This window comes from Halobaculum sp. MBLA0147, from assembly GCF_041361345.1.
GTDB lineage: Archaea > Halobacteriota > Halobacteria > Halobacteriales > Haloferacaceae > JAHENP01.
In genome coordinates, this window is sequence record NZ_JBGKAD010000001.1 from 1,453,973 (window position 1) to 1,469,581 (window position 15,609).

Here is a 15,609-nt window from a genome sequence, read left to right on the forward strand (position 1 = left end):
GGTCACTCGCCGGTCAGGACTCGTTCACCCGGAATCGTCGTCTCGTCGGTGTCCAACACGACGCCAGCGTTGAGACTCGTCTGGATCCCCGTCTTCACGCCGTCGCCACACACCACGCCGTACTTCCGGCGCCCGGTCGAGACGCGTTCGCCCTTCACGACGGTCTCGACGGCCGCGTCGTCGTGGCGCAGGTTCGCGACCGTGGTGCCGGCACCGAAGTTCACGTCGCGGCCGAGGACACTGTCCCCGACGTACGAGAGGTGCCCGACGGTCGCACCGCCCATCAGGACGCTGTTCTTCACCTCGACGGCGTGACCCACCTTCGTGTCGGGGCCGAGCAGCGTCGCCCCGCGGACGTAGGCGTTCGGGCCGACCTCTGCACCCGACTGGATCAGCGCCGGGCCCTCGATCACGACGCCACTGTCGACGTGGGCGCCCGCCTCGACGACCACGTCACCACGGAGCTCCGCGTCCGCGTGGACTTCGCCGTCGATCCGCCGGTCGAGGTCGCCGAGTCGCCACTCGTTGGCGGCCAACAGCTCCCACGGGCGACCCACGTCGAGCCACCGCTCGAACGACACCGCTCGGACCGTCGTCATCTCGCAGGCGCGTGCGAGCACGTCCGTGAGTTCCGCCTCCCCGCGCTCACTCTCCGAGACGTCGAGCCACTCGTGTGCGGCCGCCGGGAACACGTACGCACCGGTGTTGACCAAGTTCGACGGCGGGTCCGCCGGCTTCTCCGTCACGCCCGTGACTCGGGGGAGTTCCTCGACCGCCGTCTCGTCGTCCGCCCCGACCGTCGTCTCGTCGGCGGTGTCGACGGTCGTCTCGGTGTCGGCGTCAACCGCGTCGGCGGACGCCTCCGTGGCGTCGTCCGCGATGGCGTCGTCCGCGAGGTGGAGCACGCCGTACGCCGAGGGGTTCTCGACGCGGAACGAGCCGACCGCCGGGCCGGCGTCGTACAACGTCGTCAACGACGCGTGGTCGTACAACGCGTCCCCGTTGAGCACGACGAACGGCTCGTCGTCCAAGTGGGCGGCCGCGGCGCGGACGGCGTCGGCGGTGCCACGCTGCCGGTCTTGCACGGCGTACGTGACGGGCACGCCGGCGAACTCGTCGCCGAAGTGTTCGCGGACGGCCGCGGCCTCGTACCCGACGACGAGCACCAGGCGTGTCGCGCCGGCCGCGACGGCGGCGCGGGCGGTGTGTGCCGCCAGCGGCTCGCCGGCGACTGGGAGCATCGGCTTCGGGCGGCGGTCCGTGAGCGGTCGCATCCGCGTCCCTTGTCCGGCTGCGAGGAGTACCGTTTGCACGTCTCCGGCGACGACGGACGCGAGCAAAGTCGTTGTGACTCGGTATCGGGTGTAGTCGGCGTCAGTGTGCGACCCACGGCGGTCGACCACACCGGCGACACGCGTCGCGAGTCGTACAGGTTCAAGTGTGGCCGTCTCCCTCGGTCAGACGACTGATGGATCGGGCACTCCTCGTCGCGGTGGTCGTCGGCGTCGTCCAGGGGATCTTCGAGTGGCTGCCGATCTCCAGTGAGGGGAACGTCGCGCTGGCACTGTCGCTGCTCGGCCGGTCACCCGAGGAGGCGGTCGCGTTCGCGCTGTTCCTCCATGTCGGCACCGCCGGGTCGGCGGCGGTGTACTACCGGACGCGACTCGGCGAACTACTGCGGGCGCTGCCGCGGTGGCGGCCGTGGCGCGACGGCCACCGTGTGGGGTCTTCGAACAGTGGAGGTGCACAGGCGTCGCTCAACGGTGCCGGCACGGGTGTGGCGGGCGAGGGTGCGAGCACGTCGGCCGGCGCGGAGGGCACGCCCGGCACGAGTGCCGCAGACGAGGAGATACACCGCACACTGACGTTCTTTGCGGTCGCGACGCTGGCATCGGGTATCGTCGGGATCACCGCCTACGAGACGCTCGTCGGGTTCGTCTCGGAGACTGGCGGGGGCGTCTTCGTCGTCGTCGTCGGAGTCTTGTTGGTCGCAACGGGCGCGTTCCAGCGACTCTCCGACGAGCGCGCGACGGAGACGAAGACGACACCCACACTGGTCGACGCGGTGGTGGTCGGTGCCGGGCAGGGACTCGCGATCCTCCCGGGCGTCTCGCGGTCCGGCACGACCACCGGGTTGCTGTTGTTGCGCGGCTACGAGGAGTCGCGCTCGTTCGAGTTGTCGTTCGTGTTGTCGATCCCGGCCGCGCTGGGTGCCGGCGTGTTGGCGTTCCTCGACACCGGACTGGCGGTCACGGTCGGGCCCGCGGTCGCGGCGCTCGTCGTCGCGGGGCTCGTCGGCTACTTGACCATCGACGCCTTGCTGCGGATAGTCGAGCGGGTCGCCTTCTGGGCGGTGTGTGTCGGACTCGGGGGGTTGGCGGTGGTCGGTGGGACGGTTCTAGTCGTGTGACGAGTTGGTGAGCGATGTTCGAGGCTGGCCGTCCCGAGTGAAGATGTGAGTGACTAGTGACGGCGAACGGAGAGGAGTCGTCAACGACCAACTCCAAAGGCCCGGGTTGATGGTCCTTACGGTAGCAAGCCTAGACGGCGATCTGAACCCCGACAGCCGGACTGAGTCCCGTAGCCACACGGCCGTATCACGTCGGTGTACTGTGTAATTCAGTTGTCCCTGTCTCACACAGCACCCGCGACTGCAACGGTCGAGTGCCGGACAGTGGAACCCACCAGTGGTGTGATGGTATGACGTGAAGTCACCAAGTCAATCCGTCGTACGTCACCCAGTCGGGAACATCGACCCGGCGACCGTCGATCACAACTGGCTGGTCCATCCGTTCGTAGTCGTCGCCGATACAGTCGAACTCGTCCCAGTCTGTGACGATCAGCGCTGCGACTGCACCGTCGAGCGCCTCTCCGGGACTGTCAGTGTACGTCACGTCCGGGCGGCGGCTACGCATCGTCTTGACCGCTACAGGGTCGTACGCAACGATATCGGCACCGCGTGCTTGGAGACCGTCGATCACTGGCACCGCTCGCGAGCCACGCGTGTCGTCCGTGCCAGGCTTGAACGAGAGACCGAGCACCGCCACACGCTCGTTGGTCACGTCCACGTGCTCGTCAAGACGCTGTAGCAGACGGTCTGGTTGGCGGTCGTTCACGTCGACGGCTGCCTCAAGAACTGCCGGGTGGTAGTCGCGACTTCGTGCGGCGGCGATCAGTGCGGCAGTGTCTTTCGGGAAACACGAACCGCCCCACCCGAGCCCACTCCTGAGGAACTGCTCGGAGATTCGGTGATCGAGTCCGAGCGCGTCGGCGATCTCGTAAGCGTCGACACCGAACTCCTTGCAGATGTTCCCGATGTCGTTGATCAAGCTCACCTTACTCGCCAAGAAGGCGTTGTTGGCATACTTGATCATCTCGGCTTCCCTGAGACCAGTCGTGACGAGGTGTGCGGACGCGCTCGTCGCCTCGCGAATCGGGCCGTACAACGTCGTCAATGTCTCGATGGCTGCCCTGTCGCCACCGATGACGATCTTGTCTGGGTGTCGGAAGTCCTCGACAGCTGATCCCATCCGCAGGAACTCAGGGTTCGCGGCCACGTGAACCGTCGTGTCACCCGCCCGCTCGCGGACGGTGGGTGCGATACGACGGTCCGTCGTCCCCGGGATCACCGTACTCTTGACCGCCAGTGTGTGGTCGCCTTCGGTGTCGGCCAGTACGTCCCCGACTGCCTCCGCGGCAGCTTCGACGTAGGATGTGTCGATGCTTCCGTCGTCGTTGGACGGTGTCGGTAACGCGAGCAGCGTCACGTCCGTCTCACGAATCCGGTGGTACTCCGTGGTCGCTGTGATCCCCGCACCCGCGTACTCCGCGAGAAGGTCCTCGACGCCCGGCTCGCCAACCGGGGTCTCTCCTGCGTTGATCCGTTCGACGACCGACTCGTCGACGTCGACGTTCACTACCTCGTGGCCGTAGTCGGCGAGGCAGGCTGCGACCGTCGTCCCGACGTATCCGCTCCCGACGATGCTCACGTCCATGTGTGGCTGTGTGTTGTGTGGTGTCGTCCGTTGCAAGACTCGCTACTCTTGGAGGCGTTCTTCTGCCCTGTCACGGTCGTCGGGGTAGCCAACGTCGACGCGCCAGCCGTCCATCCGGATGGCGTCGATTGTCCGGCCACTCTCGATCAGGAGGTCGACTGCGTCGCTCAGTTCGTACTCGCCTCGGTCGGACGGTTGGACCAAGTGGCAAGCGTGGAAGATCGCCGGAGAGAACGCATAAAAACCCGTCATCACGAGGTTCGACGGAGGGTCGGACGGTTTCTCGACCACGTTGGTAATCTCACCGTACTCGTTGGTGTCACACACGCCGTATCGACTTGCCTCCTCGTAGGGGACTTCTTCGACGAGGAACGCCGCGTCGGGACGCTGTTCTCGCTGTCGGCGAACTACGTCTCCCAAATTCGCCTGAAAGACGTTGTCGCCGAGCATCAACAGGAAGTCGTCGTCGACGTGTTCCTCGGCGGTCAACAGTGCGTGGGCGAGGCCGTTCTGCTCTCGTTGGTGTGTATAGGTGATCGGTACACCGTCGTACTCGTCGTCGTAGTGGTCGATGATCCGTTGCTTGAGGTACCCGACGACGACGACGAACTCGTCGGCACCGAGCTCTGCGAGTTGGTCGAAACAGTGCGACAGAATCGGTTTACCGTCGACTTCAACGAGCGCCTTCGGCTTGTCTTCGGTGAGGGGACGGAGGCGTGTGCCTTCGCCAGCGGCGAGGACGACTGCTTGCACGGACCTGGATTGAGTACTCTATCATATAACGATAGCGTATCGTCCAGCACCATCGTATCGAGAGTTGTACCACATCATTACTGTGTCGGGGGGTGGTTCGTCGTCGCGAACCTCGGCTGGTGTCCAACGGTAGTCGAACGCGTCGTACGAGCGCCCGTCCCGAAGCCACACAGTTGTTCGGCTCGGACCACAATGGGCGTGGTATGTTCTGCCACCAAAATTACTCACCGTCAGCGGTACCAAGCCGATGAGTCAGTCAGCGTTCATCTGTTGTGGCCCGTTCGTCGTGTCGACGGCGATCTCTCGCTGAAGAGAGCCAAACGGAGTAGCCACGGTCGCAGTGGGAACAGCTACGAGGGTGACTGCGGTCGGAACCGGCACCGCAATCCCTTGTATTGACGTGGGTCACCCTCTCAGATCGATGGTGATCGATCTGGCCTGCTCAGTATTCCCCACCGATAACGGCAGAGTCAGGACTCGAACCTGATCAACCGGAGCAGCGATCAACCGTCCGAGTGCCGTGAGTGAGGCGATGGGGTCCCCTGTGCCGCCGGGGAACGTGGTTCCGACGACCATGACAGACGGATCGATCACACGGGTCGCCGGACCGTCTTCTACACGTCGGGAGAGGCGCAGACCGTCGGAGGGGTTTTCCGTGGTCGTGGTGATCCGTCGAACGATGTTCGGAACTAGCGGCGTCCGCGGCCCCATCGGCGAGGAGATCACGGCCGAGACGGCACTCGCGGTCGGTCGCGCGCTGCCGTCGTGTGGCTACGATCACGTCGTCGTCGGGCGCGACCCGCGCGAGACCGGTGCCGTGCTCGTCGACGCACTCGCCAGTGGGGTCCGAGAGTGTGGCGGCGACGTGGTCGAGTTGGGACTGGCGGCGACACCGACGGTCGCACGGAGCGTCGCCGAGTTGGACGCCGACGCGGGTGTCTCCGTCACGGCCTCACACAACCCCGCGCCGGACAACGGCCTCAAACTGTGGACCCCCTCGGGGCAGGCGTTCGACGAGCGCCGCCGCGGCGAGATCACGGCGTGTGTCGAGAACGAGGCGTGGGAGTTCGCCGACTGGGACGCGTTTGGTGACCGGCGGCGTGACGAGGACGCGACCGAACGACACCGGGACGCGCTTGTCGCAGCGGTGCGCGGGGCGACCAGCGGCTCGGAGACGGCGTTGAGTGGTGGAGAGCCGAGTGTCGCCACGCCGCTCGACGAGACGGTGGTCGTCGATGTGGGCAACGGTGCTGGCGGTGTTACCGCGGTGGCGTTGGACCGGCTCGGGTGCTCGGTCCAGACGCTGAACGGACAGCCCGACGGGCGGTTTCCCGGCCGTCCGAGCGAGCCGACGGCCGAGAACTGTGCGCTGTTGCAGACGACCGTCGCGAACTCCCCGGCGACGGTCGGGATCGCCCACGACGGGGACGCCGACCGGACGATGGTCGTCGACGAGACGGGCGGGTTCGTGAGCGGCGACGCGCTGTTGGCCATCCTGGCCCGCGAGGCCGCAGCGCCGGGCGACACCGTCGCCGTCCCGGTCGACACGAGTCTCGCCGTCGACGACACGCTCGCCGAACACGACGTGCACGTGACGCGGACGGCCGTCGGGGACGTGTTCGTCGCAGAGGCGGCGAGCGAGGACGGCGTCGTCTTCGGCGGCGAGCCGTCAGGGGCGTGGATCTGGCCCGACGAGACGCTGTGTCCCGACGGGCCGCTCGCGGCCTGTCACGTGGTCGAACTCGTCGCCCGCGAGGGGTCGTTGTCGGCGCTGGCGGACGGCGTCGCCTCGTACCCGATTCACCGCGAGAACGTCGAGACGGACCGGAAGACGGCGGTGATGGAGCGTGTCGCCGAACTGGCGAGCGAGCGGTATCCCGACGAGGACGTGACGACACTCGACGGGATTCGCGTCGCCCGCGAGTCCGGGTGGTTCCTGATCCGCGACAGTGGGACCCAGCCGCTGATCCGGGTGACGGCCGAGGCACGCGAGGAGACTGCCGCCAGTCGACTCCGCGAGGAGGTGTCGGCGATGTTGGACAGCGCACAGGCGTGATCGCCGGTGAGTCGACGAGTTGCCGCCCGGGCGACGACGTTCGACGACAGCCGGATCTCTGGCACATGTGAGACCGCGAGCACGTGACGACGGCGGGTGTGGTAGAGCGGTAATAGACTGGTACCGAGAGATACAGTGGCTCGAACAGTCGGCTGGGTGTCACGATCACCGTCGAGTGTGCTGGCGGTGTTTCGCAACAACGGAGGACCGAACACCACCGTAGACAGGGCTATACATGTCTCCACGGTAGTAGCCTCACCGAGTTCAACTCCGTCCACGAACCATGATCGTCAGGAGTTTTGCACGAGCGGCTCGTACCAGTCGCGGTTCTGCTCGTACCAGTCGACGAACTCTGCAATCCCCTGTCTGATCGTGTACGATGGTTCGTAGTCTAATAGTTCTGCGGCTTTGCTGGTATCGGCGTGTGTATGCTCGGCGTCTGCCTCGTGGCGTTCGTCGAACGTCAACTCAAGATTGGGGTCGATCTGGTCACGAATCTCTCGTGCAAGTTCGACGATCTCGATGTTGTCGGTGCTCCCGACGTTGACGATTTCGCCGTCTGCTGCGTTCGTCGACAACAGCGTCTGGTTCACGTCGACGATGTCACCGATGTACGTCAGGTCGCGCGTCTGTGTCCCGTCACCGTACACGACCGGCGGTTCGCCGTTCGTACACCGAGAGACGAAGTTCGAGATGGCCATGTTCGGGCGCATTCGTGGCCCGTAGACGGTGAAGTACCGCAACACGACCGTCGAGAGGTCGAACAGTTCGTGGTACACACGTGCGTAGTGATCCGTCGAGAGTTTCGAAACACCGTACGGACTCACCGGTTCGGTCGGGTGCTCCTCGTCGTACGGGAGGTACTCCGGCTTCCCGTACACGGACGAGGAGCCGGCGATCACCACTCGTTCCGTATCGGTGTCGCGTGCGGCCTCTAGTATTTCGAGTGTGCCGACGACGTTGATGTCTGTCACCTCGACCGGTTCCTCGACACTCGTTCTGACACCGGCCTGTGCGGCTTGGTGGAAGACGACACGCGTTCCCTCAACGACGCTCTGGACCGTCGCGCTGTCGCGAACGTCTCCGCGAACGAGTTCGTATGATCCGTCACCGTCCGCCGCGGCGGCCCGAGCCGACTCGACATTGTGTTCTTTGATCCCACGGTCGTAATACGGTCGGAAATTGTCGAGTACCGTCACGTCGTGACCGTTCCGTACGAATGTCTCGGCGAGGTGGCCACCGATGAATCCAGCACCGCCGGTGACAGCTATCTCCATGGCTCACGCGTCACCGACCCAGAGCCAAAGTCTGTCGGTTTCCGTCGAGTTCCCCGTAGGAATCAAGAACAGTGGTGCCGTTCTGGGTGAGCGTCATCCGTACGGACACTGGGTCTATCGGCGTGGCGATTGGCGAGGGTCTTGACATCGGTCAATGCAGCAGCCCGGACGTGTCAGTCAACACTGCGACATCTCGATCCGGGATGAGCGCCGCCTTGAGTTCCTCGGAGCTGATGTCACGAGTAACCCCCTACACGATCGGTGTACTCTTGTGGGTCACTTCTCTCGTCTTGTCCGAGTTGTCCAACGTCCCAAGGACCGTTGATCACAGCCGCGAAAATAAACCCATGTCGACATTTTCGACCGCTGTGTGAACAACTTCCTCGTCAAAGAGCTATCACCGTGGGTTCAGGTGAAGTTCGCTTAGCGGTCGGGCAACTCACATCTGGGTCGATCGTCTCGGCGTTTTCTAGTTGGATGTGAACAATGCTTTCGTGACAACCACATGGTGGGGCTACGCCACCACACGTTGGACGGTTCAACCCTCGATCACACGACGTATCATCTTACAAACATCGGCCATGTGGCAGGACAAGTCATAACTGTTGTCGCGGACGACGACGAAAATGTGAATATTGAATCCGCGATTGTCCTCGCAGCCGGCGAGGGAAACCGCCTCCGGCCACTGACCGAGTTCAGACCCAAGCCGATGTTGCCGGCGGCGACGCAACCGATCCTCCAGCACGTCTTCGACGGGTTGATCGACGCCGGCGTCGACGACATCCACGTCGTCGTCGGCTACCGGCGTGACCGCGTCCGGAACTACTTCGGCCCGACGTACCGCGACCGGACGCTCACGTACCACACTCAAGAGACACAACTCGGGAGCGGTCACGCACTGTTGCAGGCCGCCGGCGCGGTCGACGACGACTTCCTCGTCGTGAACGGCGACGAGGTGATTCCGTCGACGATGGCGGAACGCGTGATCGACGCCCACGACCGCGAGAGCGTGGCGACGCTGGCCGTCGTCGAGAGCGACGAGCCACGCGAGTACGCCGGCGTCGAACTCGACGACGATCTGGTGACGACAATCGATGAGCGACCCGAATCCGGGGAGTACCGGTTGTTCAACGCCGGCGTGTACGCGTTCGGGCCGTCGGTGTTCTCCGAGATTCAAAACACCCCGCAGACCGACGGAGAACGGGCGCTCACCGACACGGTCGTCGAACTGGTCGAGCGGACCGGGAACGTCCGTGGCGTCCGGGTCGAGAGTCCTCGTGTCGCGGTGACGTACCCGTGGGACCTGTTGCGGGTGGCGAGTGGCGAACAGACGGGCGTCCCGCGTGACGTCCGACGACGCGTCGACGGGGCACACGTCGACGGGAGCGCGATGCTCCACGACGACGCCGTCGTGCGGCCGCCGGTCGTCGTCGGGCCGGACGCGGTCGTCGAGGCGGGCGCGGTGGTCGGGCCCGACACGGCGGTCGGGCGCAACGCGACGGTCGCCGCGAACGCGACGGTGCGTGGCTCCGTGATCGACGACGACACGCGCGTCGGCGAGGCGGCGACGCTCGTCGACACCGTCACCGGGACCGACGTCGAGATCGGTGCCGGCGTCACCGTTCCCGGCGGGCCAGCCGACGTCCGGATCGGGACGACGGTGTACGAGGGGCGCCAGTTGGGTGCCGTCCTCGCGGACCGCGCGACGGTCGGCGGCGGCGCGACCGTCTGTGACGGGGTCTTGATCGGTCCCGAGGCACGGGTCGCCGCGGGGAGTACCGTCCGGACGAACGTCGCGGCACGAACGGAGGTGACTCAGTGATGTGTGGGATCATCGGCGTCGCCGGGCGCGGCGACGACACGCTGTCCGTCGTCTTGGACGGACTGGAGACGCTGGAGTACCGCGGGTACGACTCGGCGGGCGTCGCGTTGACCGACGACACCGTCGAGATCGTCAAGAAGGAGGGGAAACTGGAGGTGCTGCGCGAGCTGCTCGCCGAGCGGAGCGATCGGCCGTCGGGTGTCGTTGGCATCGGACACACCCGCTGGAGTACACACGGGCCGCCGGCCGACGTGAACGCACACCCCCACACGGACGGCGAGGGGCGCGTCGCGGTCGTTCACAACGGGATCGTCGAGAACTACCAGGCGCTGCGCGACGAACTCGGCGAGCAGGGGGTCACCTTCGAGAGCGACACGGACACGGAAGTCGTCCCGAAGCTGATCGCCGCGGGACTCGACGAGGAGCTCGATCCAGAACGGGCGGTGCGTGCGGCCGTCGAGCGACTGGAGGGGAGTTACGCCATCGTCGCGACGGTCGCCGGCGAGGACCGCCTGTTCGCGGCGCGCAACGACTCACCGCTCGTGTTGGGCGTCGGCGACGGGGCCTACTACCTGGCGAGTGACGTGCCGGCGTTCCTCGAACACACCCGCGACGTGGTGTACTTGGACGACGGGGAGTTCGCGGTCGTCTCGGCGGACGGCTACCGCGTGACGGACGCGGACGGCGAGCCCGTCGAGAAGCGCGTCCGGACCGTCGAGTGGGAAGCCGAACAGACCGGGAAAGGTGGGTACGACCACTTCATGCTCAAGGAGATCCACGAGCAGCCGACCGCGCTCCGGCAGAGTCTCAGCGGCCGGACGGACGCGCTGGCGGGGCGGGTCACGTTGGAGGAGATGGCGGGACTCGCGACGCCGGATCGTGTGCAGTTCGTCGCCGCGGGCACCTCCTATCACGCCGGCTTGTACGGTGCGGAGCTGTTGCGGCGGGCGGGTGTCCCAGCGGACTCCTACCTCTCGAGCGAGTACGCCACGTCGCCGGCACCCGTGTCCGCGGACACGCTGGTGATCGGTGTGACCCAGAGCGGCGAGACCGCCGACACCCTCTCGGCGCTGCGAGAGGCGCGGGATCGCGGCGCACAGACGCTGGCCGTGACGAACGTCGTTGGCTCGACGGCCGCCCGCGAGTGTGACGACGCGTTGTACATCCGCGCCGGTCCGGAGATCGGTGTGGCGGCGACGAAGACGTTCACCTCGCAGTTGGTGACGCTGAACCTCCTCGTGGAGCACTTGGCGGGGCAAGACGCCGGGACACGGGAACTTCTCCCGGCGCTGCGGGACGTGCCCGGGGACCTGCAGGCGGTGTTGGACCAGAGCACCGCCATGGAAGTGGTCGACGACTACCTCGGGGAGGAGTCGTTCTTCTTCGTCGGGCGGGGGCTTCACTACCCGGTCGCGCTGGAGGGGGCGTTGAAGTTCAAGGAGATCACCTACGAGCACGCCGAGGGGTTCGCCGCCGGCGAGTTGAAACACGGCACACTCGCGTTGGTGACCGAGGAGACGCCCGTCTTCGCGGTCGTCACCGGCGACGACGAGCGGGCACGCAGGACCATCGGGAACGTCAAAGAGGTGCAGGCGCGTGGGGCGCCGGTCGTCGCGGTGACGGACGGAGTCTCCGAGGTGGGCCGGTACGTCGACCACGTGCTGGAGATTCCCGAGACACACAACCGCGTCGTGCCGGTGTTGGCGAACGTGCAACTGCAGTTGGTCGCCTACCACATGGCGAACCGCCTGAGTCGGTCGATCGACAAGCCACGGAATCTGGCGAAGAGTGTGACGGTTGAGTAGACGACAGTCGGCACCAACGACGAGGCGTTGTCGGAACACCTGCGAAATGGTGTCGATGTGGGACTTTTCTAATTATATCAGGTGTAAATATATCAGTAACGTAAGTACCGCGTCTGTTGTGGCCAATCGTACATCATACGACCTGTGGCACCGAAGCGCACGTGTTTAATTACCTCGAAGGGTAGATGCCCTCCATGAGGATCGACGGGACACCGATCGGTGTCGAGGAAGGTGTGTACTACATTGCTGAGGCCGGTGTTAACCACAATGGGGACATCGAAATCGCAAAGAAGTTGATCGACGCGGCTGCCGACGCCGGGGCGGACGCGGTCAAGTTGCAGACGTTCTCTGCGGACGACCTCGTGGTCGAGTCGGCCCCGAAAGCCGAGTATCAGAAGCAGCACACCGACGAGTCACAGTACGAGATGCTCCAGAAGTACGAACTGGACAGAGCAGAACACGAGGAACTGCTCGACCACGCCGAGGAGTGCTCGGTAACGCTGCTCTCGACGCCGTGCGACGGGGAGAGTGTCCGGCTCTTGGACGAACTGGACCGCCCGGCTATCAAGATCGGGTCGGGTGACCTGAACAACCACCCGATGCTCGAACAGATCGCGGTGGCCGGACGGCCGATGATCGTCAGCACCGGGATGAGCACGATGCCGGAAGTCGAGCGAGCGGTCGAGGTGATCCGGGAGGCGAACCCGGACGTGCCGCTCGCGCTGCTTCACTGCACCAGCGAGTACCCCACCGCGGTGGAGGACGTGAACCTGCGGGCGATGGAACGGATGGCCGAGCAGTTCTCCGTTCCTGTCGGACACTCAGATCACACCACCGCCGTCGAGACGCCAGCGATGGCTGTGGCCGCGGGTGCCTGTATCGTCGAGAAGCACTTCACACTGGGTAGACGCCTTCCCGGTCCCGACCACGAGGCCTCGCTCGAACCAGACGAACTACGCGAGTCGGTCCGGTTCGCTCGGGCCAGCGCGCTCGCCCGTGGGAGCAGTGTCAAACGGCCCACGGCCGGCGAGTGGACCACCCGGACACGCGTCCGGAAGAGCCTCCACACCAGCCGCGAACTCTCCCCCGGCGAGTCGCTGTCGCGGGCGGACCTGACGGTGGTCCGTCCTGCCGACGGCCTCCCGCCCGGGGCACTCGACCGTGTCGTCGGACGAACGGTCACGGAGAGAGTCGAGCGAGAGGCACCGGTGACCGCCGACGTCGTCGAGGGAGACATCGACCTCTCGGGCCTCCCGTCGCTCGACGTCGACCGACGGGAGCAGACAGATGAGTAGACGTATCACCGTTGTCACCGGGACGAGAGCTGAGTACGGACTCCTATCCTCGCCGATGGAGGCGATCCGACGGCACCCGTCCCTCGAACTGACCACTGTCGCCACCGGAATGCACCTGTCGGAGACGTACGGACACACGGTCGACGAGATCGAAGCGGACGGGTTCACCGTCGACAGAACCGTCGAGACCCTCCTGAACAGCGACACCGGACGCGGCATGGCGAAGTCACTCGGACTGGGAATCAACGGGACTGCCGAGGCACTCGCGTCTCTGGACACGGACGTGACGCTGGTCCTCGGCGACCGCGACGAGGCACTGGCCGGCGCGGTGGCCTCGGCGCACATGAACGTCCCAGTCGCACACATCCACGGTGGGGACTCGATGCACGGTGCGACCATCGACGACAGCATCAGACACGCGATCACCAAGTTCGCACATGTCCACTTCCCAGCCTCGGATCGGAGTGCGGATCGGATCGAACAGCTCGGCGAAGAGTCGTGGCGGATCACGACGGTCGGGGCACCCGGGCTAGACGCGATACTGGCCGACGAGTACGAGTCTGGCGAGACCGTCCGCTCGAAACACGGACTCAACGACGACGCCCCGCTTATTGTCGTCGTCCAACATCCGGTCACGACACAGAGCGAGCGAGCGGCCGACCAGATGCGAGCGACACTCAAGGCCGTCTGCGACCGTGACGCGTCGGTCGTCGTGATATATCCGAACTCGGACAGCGGCTCTGCAGGGATGATCGAGGCCCTCGACTCCTTCCAAGACGAAGTCCGAGATTTCAAGAGCTTGCCTCGCGGAGAGTACCTCGGACTGCTGGACGCAGCCGATGTCCTCGTCGGGAACTCTTCGAGCGGAATCATCGAGGCTCCGTCGCTCGATCTCCCGGTCGTCGATGTCGGGCCACGCCAAGACGGCCGGCAGCGAGCCGACAACGTCCTCTCCGTCCCGCACGACCGGTCCCAGATCGCTCGGGCCGTCGAGCAGTGTCTCGAGGGAGGCGACGTCCGAGAGCGGGCCGTCGACTGTGACAACCCGTACGACCGGGGAGGGGCGGGAGACAGGATCGCCGAAGCGCTCGCTGCCGTCGACCTCGACGAGGAGTTGTCGACGAAGCGGTTCGTCGAACGAGACACGCGGTGACACGCGACGCCGGGAGGCGGGACCGATCTGTGTCACCACCCCGGCTGTGTCAGAGCTCTCCCGAGGTGACTTCCTCGATGTCCCTCACCTTCTCCGCGGGCGTTCCGACGACGACGGTGTTCGACGGCACGTCGTCGACGACCGTCGCGCCGGCACCGACGACGACATCCGATCCGATAGAGACGTCCGGTCTGACCGTCGATCCGAGTCCAACGAAACTGTTCGCCCCGATCTCGACGTCGCCGCCGAGGGTCGTGTTCGGCGCGAGCGTCACGTTCGGCCCGACCGTGGTCTCGTGTCCGACGTAAACGCCCCCGTCTAGGAGTACGTTCGCGCCGAGCGTCACCTCCGCACAGACGTAACACCCAGCCGAGACGTACACGTGAGACAGCGTGTCCGTCTCGACGTCCACCACTGCGTCTCGGTCGACGAAACTCCGACACTCTCCACCGGTCGTCGTTATCTGGTCGGCGATCAGGGCACGGACGCTGCCGACGCCGTTCGCGACGATCCAGTCGTGATCCTCCAGCACGTCGTCCTCCGGGCGACGCACCTCGTGTCCGCGGTGTGTCGTCCCGAGGACGCTCTCGTCGTCGTCGACGACCATGTCCACTGGCTCGCCGCTCCGAGCGAGCGCCTCGATCACAGTCTTCGAGTGACCACCCGCACAGTAGATCCCGACCATATGACCGCTCTCCCGTCTCTCGGAGACATACCTCTGTCGGTCCCTCGTCCGGTGATCGTCACCCGCGATCACAGCAACTCTCGGACCAACGACAGCTCCCACGGTTCGTCGATGTCGAACGACCGTTCCGGCGGCATCTCGTAGGCCACCGTGTCAGGCGTATAGAACGACTCGTGCTCGCGCCACGCCTCGACGGTCGCGGCGAACACGGCTCCGTTCGGGTGGTAAAGCTCCGTCAGTTCCTGACTCCGGTCGGTCTCCGCGTCGAACAACGACGGTGGGTCGAACTGCTCCGAGACGCGTCCGTCCTCACCGATGGTCACGGCCCACTGTGGCGGCGTGTGGTACGCGGAGACACTGACTGCACTCTCCGCGTCGGCGTCTAGTAACGACCGAACCGTCCCGTCGATGTCCTCCGTGTCCCTCAGTGGTGTCGTCACCTGCAACAGAGCCACGACGTCGAATGACTTGCCGGCGTCTGCCGCCCAGTCGAGTGCGTGCGTGACCACGTCACTCGCGGCACTCTCGTCGGTCGCCAACTCGGCCGGTCGGCGGAACGGGACTGATCCACCACTGGCCTCGGCGACACGCTCGATCTCCTCGTCGTCGGTCGAGACGATGGCCTCGTCGACGGTCTCCGCCTCGGCCGCCTGCTCGACCGTCCGCGCGACAAGCGGTTTCCCACCGACCTCCCGTACGTTCTTCCGGGGGACACGCTTGGACCCGCCACGCGCCGGGATCAGTCCCAGGACAGACGTACTCATTCTG

At 65.5% G+C, this 15,609-nt stretch carries 12 protein-coding genes; 6 read left to right on the forward strand and 6 right to left on the reverse strand.

The features are described from left to right. Positions 1-2: 2 nt before the first annotated feature. Complete coding sequence (gene glmU, locus RYH80_RS06915) at positions 3-1,313, reverse strand: bifunctional sugar-1-phosphate nucleotidylyltransferase/acetyltransferase (protein WP_370903119.1); 1,311 nt, start codon at positions 1,311-1,313, stop codon at positions 3-5. Between the two features lie 155 nt (positions 1,314-1,468). Between glmU and RYH80_RS06920 the strand changes: the two genes are divergently transcribed. Continuing rightward, the gene (locus RYH80_RS06920) at positions 1,469-2,410 is read left to right on the forward strand and encodes an undecaprenyl-diphosphate phosphatase (protein ID WP_370903120.1); all 942 of its coding nucleotides are present in this window, start codon (positions 1,469-1,471) and stop codon (positions 2,408-2,410) included. A gap of 301 nt (positions 2,411-2,711) precedes the next feature. Here RYH80_RS06920 and aglM read toward each other — a convergent pair whose 3' ends face one another. Beyond that, positions 2,712-3,995, reverse strand: coding sequence for a UDP-glucose 6-dehydrogenase AglM (aglM, locus tag RYH80_RS06925; protein ID WP_370904674.1), 1,284 nt, complete (start codon positions 3,993-3,995; stop codon positions 2,712-2,714). 42 nt (positions 3,996-4,037) lie between these two features. Further along, the gene (gene aglF, locus RYH80_RS06930; protein WP_370903121.1) at positions 4,038-4,748 is read right to left on the reverse strand and encodes a UTP--glucose-1-phosphate uridylyltransferase AglF; all 711 of its coding nucleotides are present in this window, start codon (positions 4,746-4,748) and stop codon (positions 4,038-4,040) included. A 679-nt stretch (positions 4,749-5,427) separates the two neighbouring features. Here aglF and glmM point away from each other — a divergent pair. After that, entirely contained in the window at positions 5,428-6,804 is a 1,377-nt protein-coding gene (gene glmM, locus RYH80_RS06935) for a phosphoglucosamine mutase (protein ID WP_370903122.1), read from the forward strand. Positions 6,805-7,094: 290 nt separating this feature from the next. Here glmM and RYH80_RS06940 read toward each other — a convergent pair whose 3' ends face one another. Then, positions 7,095-8,081, reverse strand: a complete 987-nt coding sequence (locus RYH80_RS06940; protein WP_370903123.1) for a GDP-mannose 4,6-dehydratase — start codon at positions 8,079-8,081, stop codon at positions 7,095-7,097. Between the two features lie 628 nt (positions 8,082-8,709). Here RYH80_RS06940 and RYH80_RS06945 point away from each other — a divergent pair. From RYH80_RS06945 to neuC, 4 genes are all read left to right on the forward strand, one after another. Then, positions 8,710-9,903 (forward strand): sugar phosphate nucleotidyltransferase, encoded by a 1,194-nt coding sequence (locus tag RYH80_RS06945; protein ID WP_370903124.1) that lies wholly within the window; start codon positions 8,710-8,712, stop codon positions 9,901-9,903. Beyond that, positions 9,903-11,708: a glutamine--fructose-6-phosphate transaminase (isomerizing) gene (gene glmS / locus RYH80_RS06950; protein ID WP_370903125.1), complete on the forward strand. Its 1,806-nt coding sequence runs from the start codon at positions 9,903-9,905 to the stop codon at positions 11,706-11,708. The genes RYH80_RS06945 and glmS overlap by 1 nt, the downstream gene beginning before the upstream one ends. A 194-nt stretch (positions 11,709-11,902) precedes the next feature. Further along, entirely contained in the window at positions 11,903-13,003 is a 1,101-nt protein-coding gene (gene neuB, locus RYH80_RS06955) for an N-acetylneuraminate synthase (RefSeq protein ID WP_370903126.1), read from the forward strand. After that, the gene (neuC, locus tag RYH80_RS06960) at positions 12,996-14,156 is read left to right on the forward strand and encodes a UDP-N-acetylglucosamine 2-epimerase (RefSeq protein ID WP_370903128.1); all 1,161 of its coding nucleotides are present in this window, start codon (positions 12,996-12,998) and stop codon (positions 14,154-14,156) included. Before neuB ends, neuC begins: the two co-directional genes overlap by 8 nt. Positions 14,157-14,205: 49 nt before the next feature. Here the strand turns inward: neuC and RYH80_RS06965 are convergent, their stop codons facing one another. Together RYH80_RS06965 and RYH80_RS06970 are read right to left on the reverse strand one after the other, a co-directional pair. Continuing rightward, a complete protein-coding gene (locus RYH80_RS06965) occupies positions 14,206-14,841 on the reverse strand; it encodes a DapH/DapD/GlmU-related protein (RefSeq protein ID WP_370903130.1) in 636 nt (211 codons plus the stop codon). Between the two features lie 68 nt (positions 14,842-14,909). Next, positions 14,910-15,605: an acylneuraminate cytidylyltransferase family protein gene (locus RYH80_RS06970; protein ID WP_370903131.1), complete on the reverse strand. Its 696-nt coding sequence runs from the start codon at positions 15,603-15,605 to the stop codon at positions 14,910-14,912. Positions 15,606-15,609 lie beyond the last annotated feature (4 nt).